Here is a 21408-nt window from a genome sequence, read left to right as displayed (position 1 = left end):
AGCGGCGTCGGGTCGCAGGCGTTGGTCCCTAGTGGCCGGAACGCTCGGGCTTGCGAGGTAGGAGCGCCAGGCTCGCCTTGAGCCCGGCGTCTTCCCGGGCGGCGTCCCTCGGGGCCATTCCGCCGAGCTTGGGATGGCTGCCGTTCATCCACACGCGGCCTTTGACCTCGTCGTAGAACTTGAACACCTGCCGGCCCAGTTCGGCGAGATTGCGGGTCCAGCGCTTTTGCCGTTCAGCCTCGGCTTCGATCTCTCGGAGACGTGCCCAAAGGGCGTTGCGGGCGCGTTCGAGACCTCCGCTGCTTTGGCCCGCCAACAGCCGGAAGGACAGCCCCTCGGACGGGCCCTCGTCCAGCCAGGCCTCGGCGCCGTCGCCCAGGTGCAGGCGCGCCGAAGCCTCGATGGCCTCGACACGATCCTGCGCCTCCTTGGCCTCAGCTTGGGCCTTTTCGCGGGCGGCTTTGGCTCTGGCCTCGGCTTCGCGGGCGAGGGCGGCGTCCCTCAGCGGTTCGATCGGGAGCCCGAGCAATTGATCGACGTGCCGCCAGCCGAGCGTCATCCGCTCGATCCCCTGCAGGGCTGCATCGAAGCTGTCCCACAGGGCTTCGCGCCCTTCGATCATCTGGCGCGGTGAATACTCGCCCAGACACGGCTGATCGAGCCAGGCCGCCATGTCGAACGAGGTCGGGGACGGAAGCTGGGCAATGAGGCCGTTCACCCGTTTGCCGACCTGTTTCACGCGATCGCGCACGCGTCGGAAATGTTCAATCCGCCGATAGAGCGCCGAGCCTCGCTCATGACGGACAAACCAGGCGCCCTCTCGGCCCTGCCACAACTCACCGCGCTGCATGAGCGTCTCGAAGTAGCGCTCGATGGCCTCCTGAGGCGCCACGAACCCGGGGTCGATCTGTCGGGCCGCTTCGATGACCTCCGGCGACAGGACGCCTTGCAGCGGAGGCGGCAGGCAGTCCGTTAGCGCCGCAAGCGCCGTTGCCGCCTTCAGGGGCAGATCCCCGCGATCGGCTTCCTGGCGCGTGACCACCAAACTATTCCAGATCACCGACTGCCAGCCGGTCTGGGAGACGCGAAACCCAGCCTTTGGTCCGGCAAGGCCCACGACGTCCCCCAGCCCATGGTCCGCGATCTTGGTGATGATCGCGGTCAAACCAGGCTCGGGCGCCAGCATCCGCGCCGAGCGCATCGCGGCCACCAGACGCCCGGCCTTGGCGCGAAGGCGCGCTTCGGCGGCGGCCTTCGCCTCTTCGGCGCGCTGGGTGCGCACCCTGAAATCCTCGGCCTGGGCCTTGTGAAAGAGCCATTCCCGATTGTCCTTGCCTTCCAGCAGGGCGGCCCGGATCGCCGGCGCATCGTGCGAGGTCCGAAATGCCGACAGGTCGATCTCGATCGTGGCCTGGGCCCGGGCCTCGATCTTCGCCCTCTTGCGAGGGCCGCATTTGTGCGTGACGTGGATCTCGATCCACAGCTCGCGGATCTCGCCCTCCGGTGCCTTGACCTGCACGACCAGGTCGGGCCGCAAGTCGCCACGCACGGGCTCGATCAAGACGTCGATGAACTTGAACCAGCGCGCGTCCTGAAGGGGCTCGTTGACCTCCGCGAAGCGCGACAGGACCTCCGGCAGCCAGACCGCCTTGGCCTCCAGCAATTGAGCCTTGGCCCAGATGTGGGCGTTGGTCTCCGGACCGCCGCAGCCGGCCGCGTCCGAGGTGTGGCGGAAGAAGAGCCGGTCGTACCTGTTGCGGACCCGGTGAACGGCTTTGCGGCATACCGGGCAGATCAGATCGTGTTTAAGACCCGGCTCGAGCCGATCGACCTTCACGATGGCCCCGTCGGGCTGCTCGGCGTAGGCCAGCTTGACGCCTTTGTCGCCGTATTCGGAGTGGTCCACATAGCCCAGCGGCGTGATCGCCGGCGGCGTGGCGCGGTTCAAAGGCCCTGGGTCTGGCTCGCTCAAAGCCGCTTCTCCGGTTTTGCACGCGCACAGAAAGCCGGCTGGTCGCGTCAGATGGGGACGTAGAGCCCCATAGAGAAGAATGGCGTAGCCAAGCGTGACCGCAAGGTGGTCGGCCGAGTTAATTTTCGCGCCATGGTTGATCTTGAATTAACTTGGCGTCGCCGCTCCGGCATTACGGGCCAGCTTTCCGGGAAACCGAAATCCCGTCGATACGGCTTTGAACGTTTGCGCCTTTCCGTGGAGCCGGCTTTGCGGATTTACGCCGGCCTCGGCGCAGAGCCGAGTGTCGCGCTCAGAGATCGGGATAGGGCGACCGCGCCACCAGCGTCGCGAAGAACGTCGCATTGCGGGTGTGGAGGGCGGCGAGCGCTTGCCACAAGGGCCAGGGCCGTTGCGCGGCGTAGCCCGCCGAGGTCTCGGCATTCTGGGCCGCGCGCCCAAACGAGTTGCGCCAGCCTTGGACCACCTGGAGGCTTGCCGTCGGCGCGTGGCTGAGCACCTCGGCTTTCACCGGGTCGAGCAGGTGATAGTAGCCGCTCGCCTCGAAGATCGCATGGATCTTGTCGGCGACTGGCCGTCCAAGAGCAGGATCGCAGAAGGCCATCAGGTTGATCACCTCGTGAATATCACCGGGTGGCCAGCGCACCGGCCCGCGGCTGGGCTCAAGCACCGCCAGGTCGGCCGCGACCGCGGCGTAGGCGGCCTGACAGATCTGGTTCTCCCGGTTCATACCGGTGGGCGCGTAGGCGGCCGAGCGGTCCGCCGGCAGATCGAATGGCGCGGGTATCAACGGCAGAGGCTCGATCGAAACGAACGCCTTGGACTTTTCCAGACTGGCCGGGGTCACCTTGCTGGTGTCGCCCTCGAACCCTGGCGCTTGAGCCCGCTGGAACGCCTCGGCCACCAGTTCAGAGCAGAAGAGCGCCGACGGATCCTTGATCCGAACCGGCGTGATCGAGGCCAGAGCGCCCTTGAGATTGTAGCCTCGGAAGGTGAGCCCGCGCGCCTCAAGCGCCGCCTGGTTCGCGACCAGTCGGCTGTACTTGCGCGCGCCGACATAGCGCAGCAGCCGCCAGCGCGAGGGATCTTTGATCACGACCCGGGCCACGGCGATGGTGCGAGAGCCGCCGCCGATCGCCTCGATGAAGTCGGTTCCATCGACGCGGATCAGGGCATGGCTGAACTCGCCGCCCGACAGTCGGGCGATCGCGTCGCTTTGCTTGCCCTCGGCCCGTTCGAGAACGACGTCGCCGGGCAGCACCTTGTCCTGGTCGAAGATCCAGCTCTGGTCTGCAGGGTCCGAACCAGGGGCGGGCTCATGGGTCATACCGTCAAGCTAAACCCACGATCAGGCCGGCGCCCAGAGCCAAGCGCGTCGCCGGCATAGGCGGGCCGCCTCGGCCTTTTCCGGCCGCTCCCGCGGCCGCGTGGCTTGGGGCGCTGCCCCCAGCGCGCTGCGAAGCGCCTTCCGCCCAGCTTCGGGCTTTGTCGAACCCTCGTGAACCTTCGGGCCTCCAAGCCCTGCAGCCGGGTCCCCGCGAAGCCGCTCCTTCGCTTGCACCCCCGGTCTCGCCGACGGGCAAGGCCGCAGGCGCGCCTTGCGCCTGCGACCTGACCCCAAGGAGGCAGACATGACTGCGACTTCCCAAACCACCCCCGCCGCCCAAGTCGGCGAGGTGCGTGACATCCCCCTCAACCGCCTGAAGGCCTCGCCGCGCAACGCCCGGCGCGTGGGCCATTCGGCCCAGGTGATCGAGGCGCGCGCGGCCAGCATCAAGGCCAAGGGCCTGCTGCAGCCGCTCGTGGTCGAGCCGGAGGTGAAGGAGGACGGCGGCGAGACCGGCTACTATCTGGTGACCATCGGCGAAGGCCGCCGCCAAGCCCTGCGCCTGCTGGCCAAGCGCAAGGCCCTGCCCAAGGGGGCGCCCGTTCGGTGCGTGATCGACACCACCAACGACCCCGGCGAAATCTCCCTCGACGAGAACGTCAGCCGCCAGAGCAAGCGATTGGGTGATCAAGAACGCCCGCACGCCGTAGCCGGCCATGAACGCCAAAGTGCTTTCCAAGAAGTCGAGCCGTCCTAGGACCGGCAGCTCGTCGAGCATTAGCAGGAGCTTCTGCCTCTGGGCGACGCCGGTCAGCGTCTCGGTCAGCCGCCTGACGATCTGGTTCAGGATGAGCCTGATCAGCGGCTTGGTGCGGCTCACGTCGGACGGCGGGACGACCAGGTAGAGGCTGCAGGGGCTGTGGACGAGATCGCTAATCCGCCAGTCGCAACGCGAGGTGACCTTGGCCACAACGGGGTCCCGGTAGAGCCCAAGGAAGGTCATCGCGGTTGAGAGCACGCCCGATCGTTCGTTATCGCTTTTGTTCAGCAGCTCCCGGGCTGCGGAAGCCACGACGGGGTGGGGGCCGGCCTCGCCCAGGTGAGCGGCTCGCATCATGACGCTGAGCGTCTGCTCGATCGTGCGCTTGGGGTCGGAGAGGAAGTTGGCCACCCCGGCCAGGGTCTTGTCGGGCTCGGCGTAGAGGACGTGGAGGATCGCGCCGACCAAGAGCGAGTGGGAGGTTTTCTCCCAATGGCTACGCTTGTCGAGGCTACCTTCCGGATCGACCAGAATGTCGGCGATGTTCTGCACATCGCGGACCTCGCTCTCGCCCTGCCGGACCTCGAGCAGGGGATTGTAGGCCGAAGCCTCGGGGTTGGTAGGGTCGAACAGCAGCACCTTGCCAAGGCGCGCCCGAAAGCCGGCCGTGAGCGACCAATTCTCCCCCTTGATGTCGTGAACGATCGTCGAGCCGGGCCAGGTCAGCAGGGTTGGAACGACTAGGCCGACCCCCTTGCCCGACCGTGTCGGGGCAAAGCAGAGAACGTGCTCGGGTCCTGCGTGGCGCAGATAGGCCTCGTCGTATCGGCCAAGGATGACGCCGTCGTCCTTCAGGAGGCCCACCCGCCGGATTTCCCGATCGCTGGCCCAGCGCGCAGACCCAAAGGTGTCGGCCTGGCCGCGTTCCTTGGCACGGGCAACCGACATGCCGATCGCAACGGCGGCTGACAGCAGACCGCCCGAGGCGGCGATCATCGCCCCGCGAAGGAAGATGCGCGGCGCATAGGCGTCATAGACGAACCACCACCAGAAGAAGGCCGGCGGCGGGTAGATCCTATGTCCGGCCAATACGAACCACGGCGGGCCAAGTCCGGCCTGGTCGCCCAGGGCTGACGCGGTCCACTGCGTGGCGGTCCAGGTCGTGGTCAGGACGATGGCCGCGACGATCAAGATCGGAAGCCACTGGATCCTCGCCGCCGTCATCACGCTACCTTGGTCACCTCGCCCAGCACAAAGCGGGCGGCGGCGATCAGAGGCCAGAGCTGGCGCGCGTGGATCGTGCGGTGGCGGGCAAAGACAGGCGTTGGCGTAGGCGCGCTTTGACGCGCGCACGTCGGCGGCCTAGTCCACGGAGGTCCTGATCGGGGTGCCTAGCGGCATGTTCAAGCGCTCGCGCCAAAACCCTGGGGGCCCTCGCACGGCTTTTCCAACGCCCCGGTCAGGATCCGTGGGCGTCCCGAAGAAAGGAGCCCGGCCTTTTGAGCCGGGCGGGAGCCTTCAGGGACGTTTTTGTGGGTCTTGCCCGGCCTAGGCCAGGTGCATCCTCGGTCGGCCAGCGACCTTGCGATCGGGCGCGGGCGTCTCGTCGTCTTCCGAAAAGTCGCGCAGGACGACCGGCGGCGACGCCAGCATCACCTTCTTTAGGTGCGCAAAGGCGTCGCGAACGATCGGACCTCGGCGAAGCCGCGGCGGAGCCTTGGTGCCGTTCACCCATCGGCTGACGGTCGTGGGCTGATAGCCGTGCTCGTTGGCGAAGACGGTCTGGTTGCCGCCAAAGGCCATCACCAGCCACATGGCGTGGTGGAAAGTCTGCCGGCTCCAATCACCCTCAACGGCGGCGATCAACTCCCCCAATCGGGCGGTATCGGCGAGGTAGAGAGCCTGGAAAGGGGAGAGCGGGGAAGCTTCTGATCGGTTCTCATGGGTCATGATCTCTCTCTTCTGGGCCTCACACGCTGGGTGACTTACCCCGGTTCGCATTGTCTCGCCAAGACATTTTCGCATTTTATTGCTCAAACGGCTTAACACGGCGTTTCACAATAGCGTCACCAAAAACGAACCTACTTGCCGAAAAGATCCTTTGGTCCCCTAATGTGACAAGGGCGGGTCTCTTTCGGGGCCAAATGGGGCGGGGGTCTAGCGTAGCGTTTCGGATTGGTTGACCTTTGTGACTAGGGGAGTGACCGATGGCGATGCAACTCGTCTGGGACAATCCGCGAACCCAATACCGCCTGCGGCATACGACCGAGCAGGACGTGCATCGCGCCGAGCTAATCAAGCGGTTCGCCAAGAAGCACGGCAACGGCGAGGTTTTCGAGCGAACGGTCGAGGAGACTCGGGAACACATTCGGAACGGCGAAACCGTTCTGCTTTTTCAGCTCAAGGGCGGGCGTGAGAAGCTGGTCGGCGTCGCCTTTGGCACGCTGTCACACCACGACGACCCGGTCCTTGAGATCGCGCATACGATCGTCATCCCCGAACTGCGCGGCAAGGCGATGGCCAAGGTGTTGGCCGCCGGCGCTCTGATGAGCCAGGCCATCAACCACGACTACTTCAGCGCCATCATGTTCACCTGTGACCCGGCCAACGAAGCCTGTCTCTCGGCCGGCGCCAAGGCGACCAACCTGCTCAAGCCGGCTAGCGAGTTTCTGGGCCACCTCACGGAGCTCAACGACATCATCGGCCGTCGCATGCTGTCCTATGACGAGCACCCCGATTGGGGGGATGAGCCGATGATGGGCATGATCTGGCGGGAGTTCATCAAGGAAGCCGCCGAGATGTGGCTCCAGATGGCCGAGCCCGAGGGCCTCGTCTGGTGTGACGACACCGCCGTCATCTTCCTCGATGGAAGGTGGTACTGCCCGGAAGATGATCCAGAACGGACGGCCGTGAAGCCGCAAGTCCGGCTGCTGGCGCGAGGCGGCCTGCCGAAGGTTCTGATCTGGCGCCTGATCGAGGACGACTGGCGTGAGCTGGGCCGTCTGCGGGCCTAGAGCCCGCAGCGGCCTTCGCCCTACTTGGCGCACCAGTCCACGAGCTTGGCCCAGACCTCGACCGCCTTGACGGCGACGAGCGTCAGGAACGGCCAGTAGCTGATCGCCACCACTTGCCACAGGGCCAGCACCCACCGCCAGGCGGCGCTGAGGCCGATCCAGAACGCGACGGCGAGCCCGATCTGCTCGAACTGCGACATCTCTCCCAAGCGCGCGGCGGCTTCGAGGACGTCGCCGCCCGTCGCCACATGCTTGACCACTTCCTCAATCAACAGGACCTCAACGAAGGTCCGCGGGGTCGGCAGAGCCATCTGATCCTCCTAACCACCAAGTTTGCATACTTGATGCCTAAGAGCATTAAAATGCGCTAATGACGTTTCCGTGACAACCTCGCGACATTCGCATTAAAATGCGAAAAATGATCTAGATGCGGTTCACGTAATTGCGATGTGAAAAGTCCGTTATGCTGCGTTAGTTTTTGGTCCCTGTGACCTTCGGGCGGCCAGCTGCAGCCATAAAGTGGCGGCCGCCCCTGGAGACAAGAGAGATGTCGACCGAGCCTCGCGAGTTGGGCCTTCGACGCACAACCGCCGCCGATCGCCACCTGGCGATGGAAGTCCTCCGGTTCTCGGCAGCCTATGGCGAGAACCAAGTTATCGCGCTTTCGCTCGCTGATGTTCAGCAGCACATCACCTTTGGGCAGATGGTTCTGCTGTTTGAAGACGGTCCAAGGCGCCGACTTATAGGGGTTGGGCTGGGAGCCCCGGCGTCGGAAGGCTCACTGATCCTCGAAATCGTCCAGGTCATTGTCCATCCCCAATGGAGGGGCAGGCGGCTGGCGCTCTTGCTTCTCGCCGGCGCCCTTATCGGTCAATTGATCAACGACGACGAACCCCTCGAAGCTATCGCCTTCGCTTGCGCGCCAACCAATACGGCATGCGTCAATGCCGCGTCTCGGATCACCGCCATGTCGGACCCGAGCACAATCGTTGGAGCGGTGGCCGGAGTGGACACCTACATTCAGGATCGACGGGTGCTCTTCGTCGAGCGCATGATGTTGAGTGCTGGCCCGATCTTCGGCTTCCTCACGCTTCACGACATTCGCAACGCCGCGCGAGCCTGGCTCCAAATGAATGGCGCCGGTCTGGTGATCGAGGGTGCCGACTCCATTGCCCGCTTGGATGGCGACTGGTGCAGCCCGGGCGACCCGCGCCGGGAAGGGGTGGCCTGCTACGTCAGATTTCTTGCGGGCGTCGAATAGGCTGCAACCTGAAGATTGTCAGAGGCGGGCTTACCCGTCATTGCTGGTCAAGTCCGTGGGGCCACGCCGGTCCCTGGTCAGGGGAAGGGGCATTGCCGGACTACGACTTTCACACCCTCTCGCCCCTCGATTTTGAGATCCTGACCCGCGACCTGCTCCAGGCCCGCGATGGGGTGCTGTTCCAATCCTTCAAGAGCGGTCGCGATGGTGGCGTTGATCTCCGCTACGCCAGCGATGGCGAGAACAGGATCGTCCAGGCCAAGCATCTGAGGAAGTCGGGCTATCGAGCCCTGGTGCGTGCCGTGCGCGCCGAGGCGGCCAAGGTCGCCAAGATGCGGCCGCCTCCCAGCCGCTACTACCTCGTCACCAGCGTCGAACTTTCCAACGACAACAAGACCGAGCTGGCCGCGATCCTGGGGATCGGCGATACGGCCGACATCCTCGGCTCCGAGGACCTCAACAATCTCCTGGGCCTGAACAAGGACGTTGAGCTGCGGCACTACAAGCTGTGGGTCTCCAGCACCGCCGTCCTTCAACGGGTGCTTCACAACGCCCAGGCGCTGCAAACGGCGTTCGACTACGCCCGCATCCAGGACAACCGCGCGCGCTTCGCCCAGACCCGGGCCTTTGACCACGCCAAGGCGAAGCTCGAGGCTGAGCGTATCCTGATCCTCTCGGGCAACCCGGGGGTGGGCAAGACGACGATCGCCGACAACCTGCTCTATGAGAAGTTTGCAGACGGCTACGATCCTGCCATCGCGCGCAACAGCCTGGCCGAGGTCCGACACCTCCTGCAGCCTGGCGAGCGACGGATCTTCTATTACGATGATTTTCTGGGTGCGACCTTCCTGGGCGAAGGCGGCTCTCCCCTCGTGCGAAACGAGGATCGCGCCATCACCGACTTCATCGCCGCGGTGGCTAGAGATCCGGACAAGCTTTTGATCCTGACAACACGGGAGCACATCCTCAGCGACGCCCTTCTCGCGTCCGAGCGCTTGCGCCACGCGATGGTCACCGACCACCGATACGTCGTCGAAGTCGGCGCCTACACGACCTTCGAGCGCGCTCACATCCTCTACAATCACGCCTTCGCCAGCGACTTGCCGGACGGCTTGATGGATCAGCTGCTGGCCGATGACTTTTACCAAGAGATCATCGACCATCCGAAATACGCACCGCGGATCGTGGAGTGGCTGACCTCGCCGCGCCGCCTGCAGACGTGTCTCCAGACCGGCTACGCGGACTTCGCACGTCGCCTTCTCGATGATCCGTCCGAGATTTGGAAGCACGCCTACGAGCAGCAGATCAGCGAAGCCGGACGAAGCCTTCTACTCGCCCTTCACAGCCTCGACGGCGAGGCGCCCCACGCCGCGCTGGAGGAAGCCTTCACGCAACTCCATGCGGGGAGATGCGCACGTTGGGGCTTTGCGTCTGGGCCGAGCGATTTCCGCACGGCGTTGCGCGTTCTTTCCGGAGCCTTCATTCGGGTCGGCCCATGGCGCGTCGAGTTCCTCGACCCTTCCGTCAGGGACCTGATGAACGCTGTCCTGACAGAGACGCCCGAGAACGCGATCGATGTGCTTTCGGGCGCGCTCTGGTTGGATCAAGTCCAAACAATCTGGACCCTGGCGTCGAGAACGATAGGTGATCCTATCAAGTCATTGATGGCCCGCCGCACGGCGCAATGGGTGCGCGGTGTGCTGCGCGCTCTGGAAGCGCCGTCAATCACCAAGGATGGACTGCTCGAGATTCAGTGGCTTCCTGGAATTGAGGAGCGGCTGGCGCTCGCCGCCGAGCTGGCCGTGAGGTTTGATCTCGCTGAACTGAAGGCTCAGGTCCCTAACGTCGCCGAGCAGACCAAGGCGATTTGGGCTAGCAACGGGCCAGATTTCCCCGCCGCGCTGCACGTGCTGCATCTGCTCAAAACGCCCCAGTTCGATGGTCTCGTAACCCGCGAACAATGGCGCGAACTCTGGTCGGCCCTTGTTCGCCAGACCCACTACACCTTCGAGCCGGCCGATGTGGTCGCCCTGATCGAACTGGAGCGACAGCCAAGTGATGCCGACCGTGAAGCTTTGAGCCATGTCGCCTATGGCTGGGCTTCGGATATGGGCGATCGCATCCGCGATTGTCGTCGCCGCGATGACCTCGAACTGCTCAGACACAACCTTCGCATATGTGAGACTGTGCTGAGCATCGAGTTGCGCGGACCCATGAACGGCGTGAAGACCGAACTTGCTGGTTGGGAAGAGGACGAAACGCGTAGCACCTCGCCGACGGTCCCGTGGGACCATCGTCCCACACGGGACGAGCGGCATGTCCGAAGGTACGCCGCCGATCTCTTCGACACGCTTCGCAAAAACGACGAAACCTGATCGGGCTCCGTCCCGTGATTGTCTTGGCGCGCTGATCACCCGCCGTGAGCCACCGCCCAAAGCAGACGCCGGATCGACGGTTCGAGCACTTCGGCCTCGAAATCGGATCGGGGCAGCGAAAGCTCGCGCAGAACCAGACCATTGATCAAGTTGGTCAGCATTGCCGCGTCCATTTCGGGCGCTTTGGACCCGAGCGCGACGAAGGTTTGCTGGGCGATTAGAGCGTAGGCCCGTCCCCAATCGCGAAGCGCAGGGGCGAGGCTGGCGTCGCGCGCGGCGGCAAGATGAAGCTCGAGGATCGTCACGCCCATGGCGCGGTCCTCGATCATCTGCCGCATGGAGTGACGGGCGATCAGCGCCGCCAGTCTGGCTGGATCAGCACCTGCCGCGTCGAACGAGGACCATGCGGCTGCAAGGGCTGCGATGTTCTTGTCGGCGACCTGGCGAAGGGCGGCGTGGACCATCTCCTCGCGCGATCCGAAATAGTAGAGCACCGAACCGTGAGCGGCGCCGGCCTCCTTGATGACCGATCGCAAGGTCACGGCGCCGGGGCCCTCGCGCACGATGATCCGCAAGGTCGCTTCGAGCAGTTCCTCTCGCCGCCGCGCGCCACGCGTCGTCAGATCGATCCCGGTCTTGGCCGAGGTGGCCTGAGCCTTGTCGTTCACGCACGCCCCTCCCGCAACGGCCTACACGCTGTGCCTCTAGCACAGCCTGGGCTCCATCCTAGTGGGTCGCCGAGGCGACCGGAATTGACAGCTTGATCGCGAACCGCTCATTTCTTCTCCACTTGGAGAAAATAATGGGAGGTGGCTATGGACGCCAGTACAAACGAGCCCAAGACCCTGCTTTCAGCGCTCAAGGCCTTGGTCGAGCGCGACCCCGACGCGCCGCTCTTGATTGATGGCGGCGCCGGCCGCACCTGGACACGTCGCGCCTTCGTCGATGACGCGGAGCATCTGGCGGGGACGCTTGCGGAGCTCGGACGTTTGCGTGGCGTTGGCCTCCTCATGGCCAATCGACCCGAGTATTTCCTCATCGACACAGCGGCCCTGATGGCCGGAGCAACGCCGGTGTCGCTCTATCCGACCGCTTCGGCCGAGCAACTGAGGGACCTGATCGCCCATGCTGACATTGACGTCCTGTTCGTTGAGTACGCTAAGCTCCCGACGGTCCTAGCGGGCCTTGGCCAGGCTGCTCGCGCCCCAACGATCGTGGTCCTGGATGCGCCCGCCGCCGGCGTCAGTACGGCGATCGGTCCCGTCATCGTCGCGATTGAATTGCTTCTTCAGGAGCAGGTCACGCCAATCCGCCTCGCTGAAGCCGCGGCACGTGTTCAATCCGACGACCTCGCCACGATCGTCTACACGTCCGGCTCTACCGGCGCGCCTAAAGGTGTCCGTCTGAGCCACGCCAACCTCATGGCGGCCGCTTGCGATATTGGCGGGCGGGCCGGCGTCGGCGATGGCGATGCGATAATCTCTTGGCTCCCTCACGCCCACGTCGCCGAGCGCGCCTGCCACTACGCCTGCGCCTATCGTTTCGGCTTGGTTGTCACGACTTGCGCCGACGTCGCCGATCTCCCGCGCTTGCTGAAGGTCGTTGAACCCCACTGGTTTGGCGCGTTTCCCCGCTTTTGGGAGAAACTGAAGATGCGCGCGGAGGCCGAACTTGCGCGATATCGAGATTCGCTAGGCGCGGAGGACGCAATCCGAGGATCCAGGATCGAAAAGAACGGAGCAACCTCGGCAGAGGACGATGTCCTCTCGGTGGTGCGCCGGCGACTTGGTTTTGCGCGTGCCCGAGCGCTGAATACCGGATCGGCCCCGACACCGCCCGAGGTCCGCGAGTTTTTCGCCAGCCTGGGGCTCTTCATCGGCGACATCTACGGCGCGAGCGAGACCTCGACCGCCGGGACGATGGCCCTGCCCGGACGAGGCCACGACGCGAGTGCGGGAGCTGCGCTTCCCGGGATGGAGGTCGCCATTGCTTCTGATGGCGAAGTGCTGCTGCGCGGGGCGGCCGTCATGTCGGGATATCACAAGGCGCCTGACGCCACCGCCGAGGCGCTGTCTCCGGACGGCTGGTATCGGACCGGCGATCTTGGCGCTCTCGATGCGGATGGCGCGCTCTGGATCACGGGTCGCAAAAAGGAGCTGATCATCGGCCTGGGCGGTCACAATATGTCGCCGGCCTATATCGAAGCCATCCTCAAGGGCGATGGCGACGTCATCGCTCAAATCTGCGTCGTCGGCGACGGTCGCCCTTACAATACCGCCTTGGTCTCTCTCGATCCGGACTTGGTGTGGACCCTGATCGATCGCGACGCTGGCCCCGACGTGTCGGACCTGCCGACGATCTCGCGGATCGAAACCTATGTCGCCAACAGGTTGGCGCTGGCCAACACGCGATTGGCCCGCGTCGAGCAGATCAAGCGCTTCGCGATCGTACCCGACCCCTGGCCACCCGGAGGGGCGCTGGTCACGCCTACGCTCAAGCTTCGACGGGCGGCGATCAGCGCCCACTACGGCGACCTGATCGAACGGCTTTACGCGCCGGACCTTCAGCCAGGCTGTCTGCAACCGTTCCCGGCGAGGGCTTGACTCAGCGCCGTCTAGCCGTACCGTTCAAAAGTTCTCCAAGTGGAGAAAATAACAAGCCGGGAGGAGCGCATGAGCGCCAACACCAAGCGGTTCGAGCATTTGCTCGTGACCAAGAAGCAGCAGGCCTACGCGGGAGATTTCCTGTCCGATTGGCGCGACAACGAGCTTTGGGAGGACTTGGTCGTCGGCCAGAAGCGGCGACATCCAGAGGTGTTCGTGGTCGAGGAAGAGGACGTCCTCAACTACAATCGGGCCATCGGCGAGACCCATCCACTGTACGTTGATCCGGAGTTCGCCCGCCATCATGCGCCGCGAGGGACCATTCTTGTCCATCCGGTCTTCACCACCACGATCGGCTTCTGGTTCGCCCAGCCGCCGGTGCAGGGCTCCTGGATCCGGACGCCGGGGGCGCGAAATCCGTTCCAGCGGATCGAGTACCGCGAACGCATCCACGTCGGGGACCACATATCGCTCGTCCAGGAGAACCACGATCGTTTCGTGCGGCGCGGCAAGGGCTACGTGACCACGCACCTGTCGCTCCGTGACCAGGATGATCGAGAAAAGGCCGCCTGCCTGGGCACGCTGATCCTGCCGCTCAACCTCGACGAAGTCGCCGCCTTCGCGACCGCCTGACCCTATCTGGAGTGATCCCCATGACGACCCAGACCCTCGGCCGCGCCGCATCGAGCGATGTGGTGATGCGCCCGCTGCCCTATCTCGATGACCTGAAGACCGGCGATGAGCTCGCCCCGATCTCCTACACCGTCACCCAAGAGATGATCGACGCCTATGGCGCCGCTAGCCTCGATCTCAATCCCGTCCATATGAACCCCGCCTGGAGCGAGCGGGCTCAAGTCTTTGGCACGCCCTCGACCGTCCAGCACGGGATGATGAGTATGTCCTACATGGCCTCGGTGGTGCTGCGCGCCTTCGGCCCGCTGGCCGAAGTGACCACGATCGACTCGAAGTTCACGAAGATCGGCGTGATCGGAGCCGAGATCACCTGCCTGGGAAAAGTCCGCGACATTCACCCCCTCGGCAACGGCAAGGACTTCGCCATCGTCCAAGTCGAAGCCGTGGACATGGACGGCGACGTCGTCGGTGTGAGCGAGATTCATGTTCGCCTGCCGCGCAGGGCCGCTCAAGCCTAGGCAGGCCTGGAGGACGGAGGGGCAGCTTCGGGCGGCCCCTCCGTCCCTTTTGCGTCTGAAAGAGTCCGGCATGACCGTTAGCGCACCGGCTAACCTGTGACCGCTGGTCAGCGCTGATAAGGTCAGGCCAATTCGGTGGCGCGGCGCGTCGCCGAATCTTGTCCGCGTTCTCGGGGCCCCGTCGCCCAATGGATTGAGGCTATGTCCGATCTGGCTTTCGGACCCTTCGTCATTTCGACCGATGGGGAGACATTGTACCGCGATGGCCGGGTCGTGAGGCTTGGCGCGCGCCCGCGACGGATCCTGCGGATGCTGGCCGAGCACGCCGGCTCCACCGTGGCCAAGCGCGACATTTTGCAAGCGGTGTGGCCCGACACCGACGTCGTCGAATCCAACCTCACCGTCCACATCACCGCGCTTCGACAGGCGCTCGGCGACGCCAGCGCCGACCCCCGCTACATCGTCAATGTCCCCGGCCGCGGCTATCGCCTGATCGCCGAGGTCGTGGCCAGCGCGCTGAGCCTTCCCGCCCCAGCGGAGGTGGCCTGGGCTCGCCACAATCTCCCCGCCCGCCTGACCCGCGTCGTGGGCCGCACCGAGGACCTGGCCCGGATCGCGACCCGGCTAGAGACCGGCCGCTTCCTGACCATCACGGGTCCCGCTGGCGTCGGTAAAACCACGGCCGCTCTCTCGGTGGCGCAGTCCAACCTGCCGCGCTTCGCCGACGGCGTCTGGTTCGTCGATCTGGCGCCCTTGTCGGATGGCGAGCACGTCGCCTCGGCGATCGCGGCTGGCCTTCGTCTTGAACTGCCGCCCGGAGAGCCCGTTTCGGCGCTGATCACAGCCCTGAGCGGACGCAGGGTCCTGGTCGTTATCGACAACTGCGAGCACCTGATCGACACCGTCGCGGCCGTGGTCGCCGCCGTCGCGCTGGCCTGTCCGACCGTCAAGATCTTGGCCACCAGTCGCGAGCCGCTCAATGTGCCGGGCGAGACGGTTTACCGCCTCCCACCGCTCTCCACGCCACCGACCACTTCCGACAATGATCTGGACGCGGTGCTCTCCTATCCCGCCGTTCAACTGCTCGCCGACCGCGCGGCCGCCTCCAGCTCGAACTTTGAGATCACCCTCGAAAACGCCGGGCTGGCGGCCGCGATCTGTCGCCGGCTCGATGGCGTTCCCCTGGCCATCGAGTTCGCCGCCGCGCTCGTTGAAACCTTCGGCCTGGCCCAGATCGCCGAGCGGCTCGACGAGCACCTGAAGCTTCTTCGCGCCGACCGTCGCGGCGGGGCGGCCCGGCACCGCACGCTCGATGCGGCCCTGGAGTGGAGCTTCCAGCTTCTGGGCGACGACGAACGCGCCGTCTTGAGACGCTTGGCCATCTTTGCCGGCGGGTTCACGTTGGAGGCGGCCAACGCGGTCCTTCCCGATGCGGGCCATCCGCTCGACGTCGGTGAGGTGTTGGCCAGCCTGACCCTCAAGTCCCTCATCCACGCAGACGTCAGCGAAGGCGAACTGCGCTTCCGGGTCTTGGAGACCACCCGAGCCTTCGGGCTCCTGCGACTGGAGACCGCCGGCGAACGGGGCATGCTGGCCGACCGGCATGCCCGCTACTTCCGCGACTTCCTGCAGCAGGCCCGGGCCGACATCGGGGGCGTGCCGATCGCCGCCCACGGCATCGAAATCGACAATGTGCGCACCGCCCTACGTCACGCCCTGTCGCCAGCCGGCGATCTCGACGTCGCCCTGGGCCTGGCCTCCGGCGCTTTGCCGCTCTGGCTGGGCTTGTCGCTCCTGACCGAGTGCCACGCGCGCCTGGCCGAGATCATGCCCAGGCTGTCGGCGGCTCAGCGCGCCTCCGTGGAGGGATGGGACGTCGCCGTGGCCATGCGCACGGCCGAGATGTTCACCAAGGGCGCCACGCGCAGCGTCAAGGCGGCATGGTCGCGGGCGCCGGATGCGGCCGGTGCCGTCCTGAACTCGGCCACCTCGACCGCGGACCTTCTGACCAACTGGACCTGGAATCTGCGTCTTCCGAACTACGCGGAAATGTCTCGCCTGGCCGGCGCCCATGCGGCGCATGCGCAGTCCTCGGGCCTTGAGCATGACCGCATCATGTCGGCCTGGGTCATGGGACTGAGCGCCCACCACCTGGGAGAGCTGGAAATGGCGCGCGAGCGCCTGACGACCTTCCTGGCGCTGGAGACGGTGGAGGATCGACGGGTCTTCGTCAGCCACACAGGATTTGATCGCACCCCCGGCGCGCGGGCCATGCTCGGCGCCACCCTCTGTCAGATGGGCCGCGTGGGCGAAGGTTTCGCCGAAGCGGCGGCGGCCGAGGCCATGGCCCGTCAGACCCAGAAGGCCCTGCCGATGGCCGAAGGCCTGATGTGGGTGTGCGGCGCGCGGCTCATCGGACGAGCCGATTCCCGCACGGTCGATCCAATCCTGCGCGAGATCCTCGCCGTCTCGCGGACCCATACCCTCGACAGTCACTACGGCGTCGCCGCGGGCTTGCTCGGGGTGTCTCACTCCCGGCTTGGGGCGATGGCCGAGGGTGAGGCCCTGCTGTCTGAAGCCTTGGCGGTTCTGACCGAAAGCCACTACGGCCCCTTCGTGCCCTGGTTCACCGGAGCCCTGGCCTTGAGCATGGTTCAACAGGGGCGGTCGGCTGACGCCCTAGCGACCATCGAGCGGTTCCGCGACGCGGACATCAACGGCGAAACATGGTGCTCGGCGGAGTTCCTGCGATGCGAGGCCCTGGTCCTTCGAAAGGTCGGCCGAATGGTCGACGCCGAAGCGGTCTTGGAGTCCGCCATCGAGCTGGCCCAGCGCCAAGGCAGCCTAGCTTGGTTGTCAGGCCTGGCCATCGCCAAGGCTAGAGACCCGGGCGATGAGACGCTGAACGCCTTGGTTCGGACGCTTCGGAAGCTGGACGGCGGCGGTCTTCTTGATCTCTTGAGCTTGGAGCAACGTGCCTTGGACTTGGCGCGAGACGTCACCTAGCCGCCAAGCTCGACCAGCAGCGCTTGAGCCGCCTTGACGTCGCGCGTCTCGAAACCTTCAGAAAAGCGGCCAAGCGCGGCGTGCAGCGGACTACGGGCTTCGTCTCGACGGCCCTGCGCCTGGCGTAGGCGAGCCAGGCTGCAGGCGGCGCGGAGCTCGAAGGCCAGGGCGTCGGATTGTCGGGCCCGGTTCAGGGCCGAGAGATAGAGGTCTTCAGCTTCCGCAGGGCTGGTCTCCTCACGCCGCTCGCCGGCCAATCTCACCATTTCCGCCGCGCACCAGCCGGTGTCCCCAAGCAAGGCGCGCTGCTCGAGCCGGTCATCGAACCAGCGCCGGTCCAGGCTCGCCAACTGCTCCTGCTGGAAGATCGTCGTGGGGGCAATGGCCGGCGCCTCACGCCCCGCGCCCAGCAGCGCCGCGTAGTGCTCGCCCAAGACCAGCCATCGCGCCAGATCGTGCCGGCGGGCCATCAGCAGAAACCGTTCGACATAGGACCATGCCTGCTCGATATCCCCGCGCCAAAGCGCGATCGGGCAGGCCGCCAGAGCCAACGCCTGCACCTCGGCCAGGGCGCCGGCGCTCTTGGCCAGGCCATGGCCGGTCTCGGCCATGGCGGCGGCCTGATCGGCGAACCCCTCGATCCACATGGTCCGCGCCAGGATCGCCCGCATCGAAACCTGGGGATCAACGGCGGCGCGATTGTAGACAAGCGGGATGCTCTTGCCCTTGTGCGCCAGCACCCGGCGCGCGTCAGAACGCGCCAGGCCGAAATCACCGGCGAAGTGCGCCGCCTGAGCCCGAACCCGGTGGGCCAGCAAGATCGCCAAGGGATCATCCGTTCTTGCGGCGCTGGTCATCAGGTCGGCGGCGGTCGCGAGGCCAGCGTCGTGTTCCCCGCGCTCGATACAGGTGACGACCTTCGTGAGCAGGGGTTCGATGCGGTATCGCATGGCGCCCAGCCGATCGGCGAGTTGCATCGCCCGCTCGAAACTGGCGGTGGCCTCCAGGGAGGTCACGCCGGTATTCAGCCGGAAGATGCTGAGGCCGACATTGAGGCGAAGTTCGGTCAGCGGGTCGGGGTCGATCATCGCCGCCAGCCGCTGCTGGGCCTTCTCGGCGCGTCCTTGGAACTCGTCGCTGAGCACCAGTTGGAAGGCGAACGGCAGCGCGGCGGCGTTCAAGCGGATGCCCACCTCGGGATCGTGGCCCTCCTCGAGCGCCCAGTCGAGCGTGGCCCGAACATCGTCGATCCGATAGGCGTATCGATCCCGCCAACGGTCCGGCGGCAAGGCGCTCCAATCGTCCTCGGCCGCGTCCATCACCTCGGCTAAGTGCAGGGCCTGAGCCCGCATGACCGCGCTCCATTCCCCTGAAGCCCGAAGCTTCGCCGCCGCGTAGTCCCGAGTCGTCTCCAGCAAACGATATCGACCGCCCCGCGAAGGACCCGGCATCAGTAGCGACTTGGCCACCAGCCCGACCAGGTCGGCGGGAAAGTGGGAGTCGAAACCGTCTATCGACGCCGTCGCCATGGCCGCCTCGACCGGGAACCAGCCGCGAAAGACGCCGAGCCGCCGAAAGAGGACCTGCTCGGTAGGGCTCAGCAGGTCGTAGCTCCAATCCAAGGTCGCCTCCAAGGAGCGTTGATGGGGCAATGCCCCGCGTCGGCCCGTCAGGAGACCCCCAAACCTGCGCTCGAACTGTTCGGCGAAAGCGGCGACCCCGAAGAGCGCGGCGCGCGCGGCCGCCAGCTCGATCGCGAACGGGACCCCGTCAAGTCGCCGGCAGACCTCGGCGATGAGGCGAACGTCGTCGTCCGTGGGGGTTTCAACCGCGCCGGCCTCGCTCATGCGCAGGACAAAGAGGGCCACAGCCGGGAAGGCCAAGAGATTGCGAATGGCGATGGGCTCGTCATCGGGCGGCACCGCCAGCGGCCCCAGATGAAACAGCCGTTCGCCTTCGACCCGGAGCGGCTGGCGGCTGGTCGCGATCACGACAAGATCGGGGCAATGCATCAGCAGGCGCTCGCAGAACTCCGCGCAGGCCTCCACGAGGTGTTCGCAATTGTCGAGGGCGAGCAGGGTCGGTCCCTCGCCGATCCGGGCGACGATGGTGTCGATGGTTGGGGCTGGATCGACGCTCAACGCCGCGCCGACAACGGCCGTCAGGCCCGCGACCTCCGCCAGAGGGCCAAGATCGACCCAGGCGACATCCCGGCCCACCTCCAGCGAGGCCGAAACGGTTCGGGTTAGAGAGCTCTTACCCATGCCGCCTGGGCCGACCACGGTTACGAGCCGTTCGCTGGCCAGGAGCTTGGAGAGGCGTGAATGCTCATCGGCGCGCCCGATCAGCCGCCCGATCGCGGCGCTCGCCGTCGCGCGCGATCGAGCCGGTGAGATCTCCGGCTCCGGGCGATCCTCGAAGACGTCCTGGGCGAACCGATAGCCCTGGCCCGCGACATGCTCGACATAGGGCTCGCCCAAGACCTTCCGCAGGGCGACGACGGCGACGGCGACGTTCGACGCCTCCACGGTGAGGTTAGGCCAGACGCGGTCCAGGATCGCCTCTCGGCTGACGAACTGACCGGGCGTCTCCAGCAGGAGCGTCAGAACCGCGCCCGCGCGGCTCCCAAGTTTCAGACGGGTCCCGTTCTCGAAAAGCTGGTTCCCCGTCGCGGCATAGCGAAACGGGCCAAAGCGAAGCACACGGCTGCCGCCGCCTTCTTGCCCCTGAGTTGGAGAATCCGAGCCGTCTTGCATGCCGCTCGCCGCTGGAAATGGACCAGATGCTCTTAGCGCCGCTTGCGGTGTCGGTCGGAAGTAAGCTGGCTGTTAGTCCGCGTGACCCTTGCCTTTCATCGGGGGTGCTTGAAGGGGTCGGTAGCCCACTCCTATTCTGAAGATGGGTCTTTCCCGATCGATCAAGGTGGGGCGCTGATGGACGATCCGGAGACGATCGAATTTGATGAGCCGGGCGCCAGATCGCATACGCCGCCTGGCTGGCCGCTTGAGACCATCGCCCTGACGCCGAGTGGCAAGGCCCCCAAGCACTACGGAGACAACGTCTATCGTTTCGGGGCCGCTATGACCCTGAGCGTACTCCTGCCGCGCCGAGGCTGGACCCTGGTCAAGCAGACCAAAACCTACGCCTATCTCAGCCCGCCCTCAGGGGTTTCAGGGCCTCCGTTCGAGATCACGGTCGCCGTCCCGCCCCCGGAGGAATGCCTGGCGATCGCACGGCGCAGCTATGCCCAGGGCCAGAGTTGGATGGGCCAACTTGGCGAATGGCCCGCCTGGTATCTGCACGAACGCGACAAATCCATGCGCCGCCTGTACCGAGACCCCGCCTCCGGAGCCATGCTTTCTGAGCATCTGCCTCAGCCACCTGAATCTAGCTTCTCGATCGGCGAGTGGGGCGTTTGGCAACACAAGGTCACCGGTATCGCCGGCGACTTCGTCACGGGCTTCCTGCCAAGGGGTATGGTTGTTGGCCCGCCCGTAGATCCGTGGACACCAGCCCAGCGCCTTTGGGAGGGCGAGCCTAAGGCTGTCGAGCTCACGCGCTACGAGCGCTCACCGGCGGCCCGTCGACAGTGCATCGAACACTTCGGCCCGACGTGCCAAGCGTGCGACTTGAACTATGAGGTCAAGTACGGATCGATTGGGGCGGAGCTGATCCATGTTCATCATCTCACCCCACTGGCCGCGATCGGGGAGGGCTACGAGGTTGATCCCATTCGCGACCTGGTTCCGCTGTGCGCCACCTGCCATCACGTCGTTCACAGTCGAACGCCACCCTATTCCGTCGAAGAGATAAGGGCCGCGATCGCCGGGCAGCTGAGCGACCAAGGTTCCCCAGGCCTGTGCGAGGTGTCCAGACCCCGCCCGGACGTAAGCTCCTAGGCTCACATCTGCCGCACCTCGAAAGGTGATACGCGCTGAC

At 65.5% G+C, this 21408-nt stretch carries 15 protein-coding genes and 1 pseudogene; 9 read left to right on the top strand and 7 right to left on the bottom strand.

Going from position 1 to position 21408, the window contains the following annotated elements; all coding sequences use genetic code 11:
- Positions 1–28: 28 nt before the first annotated feature.
- Together K8940_RS21105 and K8940_RS21100 are read right to left on the bottom strand one after the other, a co-directional pair.
- A complete protein-coding gene (locus K8940_RS21105; RefSeq protein ID WP_223392007.1) occupies positions 29–1948 on the bottom strand; it encodes a hypothetical protein in 1920 nt (639 codons plus the stop codon).
- A gap of 316 nt (positions 1949–2264) precedes the next feature.
- Positions 2265–3299, bottom strand: a complete 1035-nt coding sequence (locus tag K8940_RS21100; RefSeq protein ID WP_223392006.1) for a hypothetical protein — start codon at positions 3297–3299, stop codon at positions 2265–2267.
- A 304-nt stretch (positions 3300–3603) separates the two neighbouring features.
- On the opposite strand from K8940_RS21100, the gene K8940_RS21095 reads away from it, so the two are divergent.
- Complete coding sequence (locus K8940_RS21095; protein ID WP_223395936.1) at positions 3604–4056, top strand: ParB/Srx family N-terminal domain-containing protein; 453 nt, start codon at positions 3604–3606, stop codon at positions 4054–4056.
- Here K8940_RS21095 and traG read toward each other — a convergent pair.
- A pseudogene (traG, locus tag K8940_RS21090) lies at positions 3973–5283 on the bottom strand (IncP-type conjugal transfer protein TraG); the annotation flags it as partial. The gene K8940_RS21095 and the pseudogene traG overlap by 84 nt on opposite strands.
- A 324-nt stretch (positions 5284–5607) precedes the next feature.
- Positions 5608–6009 carry a hypothetical protein gene (locus K8940_RS21085; protein ID WP_223392005.1) on the bottom strand — a complete coding sequence of 134 codons (402 nt, stop codon included), beginning with the start codon at positions 6007–6009 and terminating at the stop codon, positions 5608–5610.
- A 257-nt stretch (positions 6010–6266) separates the two neighbouring features.
- On the opposite strand from K8940_RS21085, the gene K8940_RS21080 reads away from it, so the two are divergent.
- Positions 6267–7073, top strand: coding sequence for an N-acetyltransferase (locus K8940_RS21080; protein WP_223392004.1), 807 nt, complete (start codon positions 6267–6269; stop codon positions 7071–7073).
- Between the two features lie 20 nt (positions 7074–7093).
- Here K8940_RS21080 and K8940_RS21075 read toward each other — a convergent pair whose 3' ends face one another.
- Positions 7094–7384: a hypothetical protein gene (locus K8940_RS21075; RefSeq protein WP_223392003.1), complete on the bottom strand. Its 291-nt coding sequence runs from the start codon at positions 7382–7384 to the stop codon at positions 7094–7096.
- Between the two features lie 236 nt (positions 7385–7620).
- Between K8940_RS21075 and K8940_RS21070 the strand changes: the two genes are divergently transcribed.
- Positions 7621–8334 (top strand): hypothetical protein, encoded by a 714-nt coding sequence (locus tag K8940_RS21070; RefSeq protein ID WP_223392002.1) that lies wholly within the window; start codon positions 7621–7623, stop codon positions 8332–8334.
- A 92-nt stretch (positions 8335–8426) separates the two neighbouring features.
- Positions 8427–10709 carry a restriction endonuclease gene (locus tag K8940_RS21065; RefSeq protein WP_223392001.1) on the top strand — a complete coding sequence of 761 codons (2283 nt, stop codon included), beginning with the start codon at positions 8427–8429 and terminating at the stop codon, positions 10707–10709.
- A 35-nt stretch (positions 10710–10744) separates the two neighbouring features.
- Here the strand turns inward: K8940_RS21065 and K8940_RS21060 are convergent, their stop codons facing one another.
- Complete coding sequence (locus tag K8940_RS21060; protein WP_223392000.1) at positions 10745–11377, bottom strand: TetR/AcrR family transcriptional regulator; 633 nt, start codon at positions 11375–11377, stop codon at positions 10745–10747.
- 147 nt (positions 11378–11524) lie between these two features.
- Here K8940_RS21060 and K8940_RS21055 point away from each other — a divergent pair, with 147 nt between their 5' ends.
- From K8940_RS21055 to K8940_RS21040, 4 genes are all read left to right on the top strand, one after another.
- Positions 11525–13312 (top strand): AMP-dependent synthetase/ligase, encoded by a 1788-nt coding sequence (locus K8940_RS21055; RefSeq protein ID WP_223391999.1) that lies wholly within the window; start codon positions 11525–11527, stop codon positions 13310–13312.
- Between the two features lie 69 nt (positions 13313–13381).
- Positions 13382–13945, top strand: coding sequence for a MaoC family dehydratase (locus tag K8940_RS21050; protein WP_223391998.1), 564 nt, complete (start codon positions 13382–13384; stop codon positions 13943–13945).
- Between the two features lie 20 nt (positions 13946–13965).
- The gene (locus tag K8940_RS21045; RefSeq protein ID WP_223391997.1) at positions 13966–14463 is read left to right on the top strand and encodes a MaoC family dehydratase; all 498 of its coding nucleotides are present in this window, start codon (positions 13966–13968) and stop codon (positions 14461–14463) included.
- Positions 14464–14664: 201 nt separating this feature from the next.
- Positions 14665–17469, top strand: coding sequence for an ATP-binding protein (locus tag K8940_RS21040; RefSeq protein WP_223391996.1), 2805 nt, complete (start codon positions 14665–14667; stop codon positions 17467–17469).
- Here K8940_RS21040 and K8940_RS21035 read toward each other — a convergent pair.
- Positions 17466–20225, bottom strand: a complete 2760-nt coding sequence (locus tag K8940_RS21035) for a winged helix-turn-helix domain-containing protein (protein WP_223391995.1) — start codon at positions 20223–20225, stop codon at positions 17466–17468. The two genes, K8940_RS21040 and K8940_RS21035, sit on opposite strands and share 4 nt — an antisense overlap.
- Positions 20226–20402: 177 nt before the next feature.
- On the opposite strand from K8940_RS21035, the gene K8940_RS21030 reads away from it, so the two are divergent.
- Complete coding sequence (locus K8940_RS21030; protein WP_223391994.1) at positions 20403–21368, top strand: HNH endonuclease; 966 nt, start codon at positions 20403–20405, stop codon at positions 21366–21368.
- The last annotated feature ends 40 nt before the right edge of the window (positions 21369–21408 follow it).

The organism is Caulobacter segnis (assembly GCF_019931575.1).
GTDB classification, from domain to species: domain Bacteria; phylum Pseudomonadota; class Alphaproteobacteria; order Caulobacterales; family Caulobacteraceae; genus Caulobacter; species Caulobacter segnis_C.
Note: the sequence above shows the minus strand (reverse complement) of the source record. Positions and strands in the feature narration are given on the sequence as shown.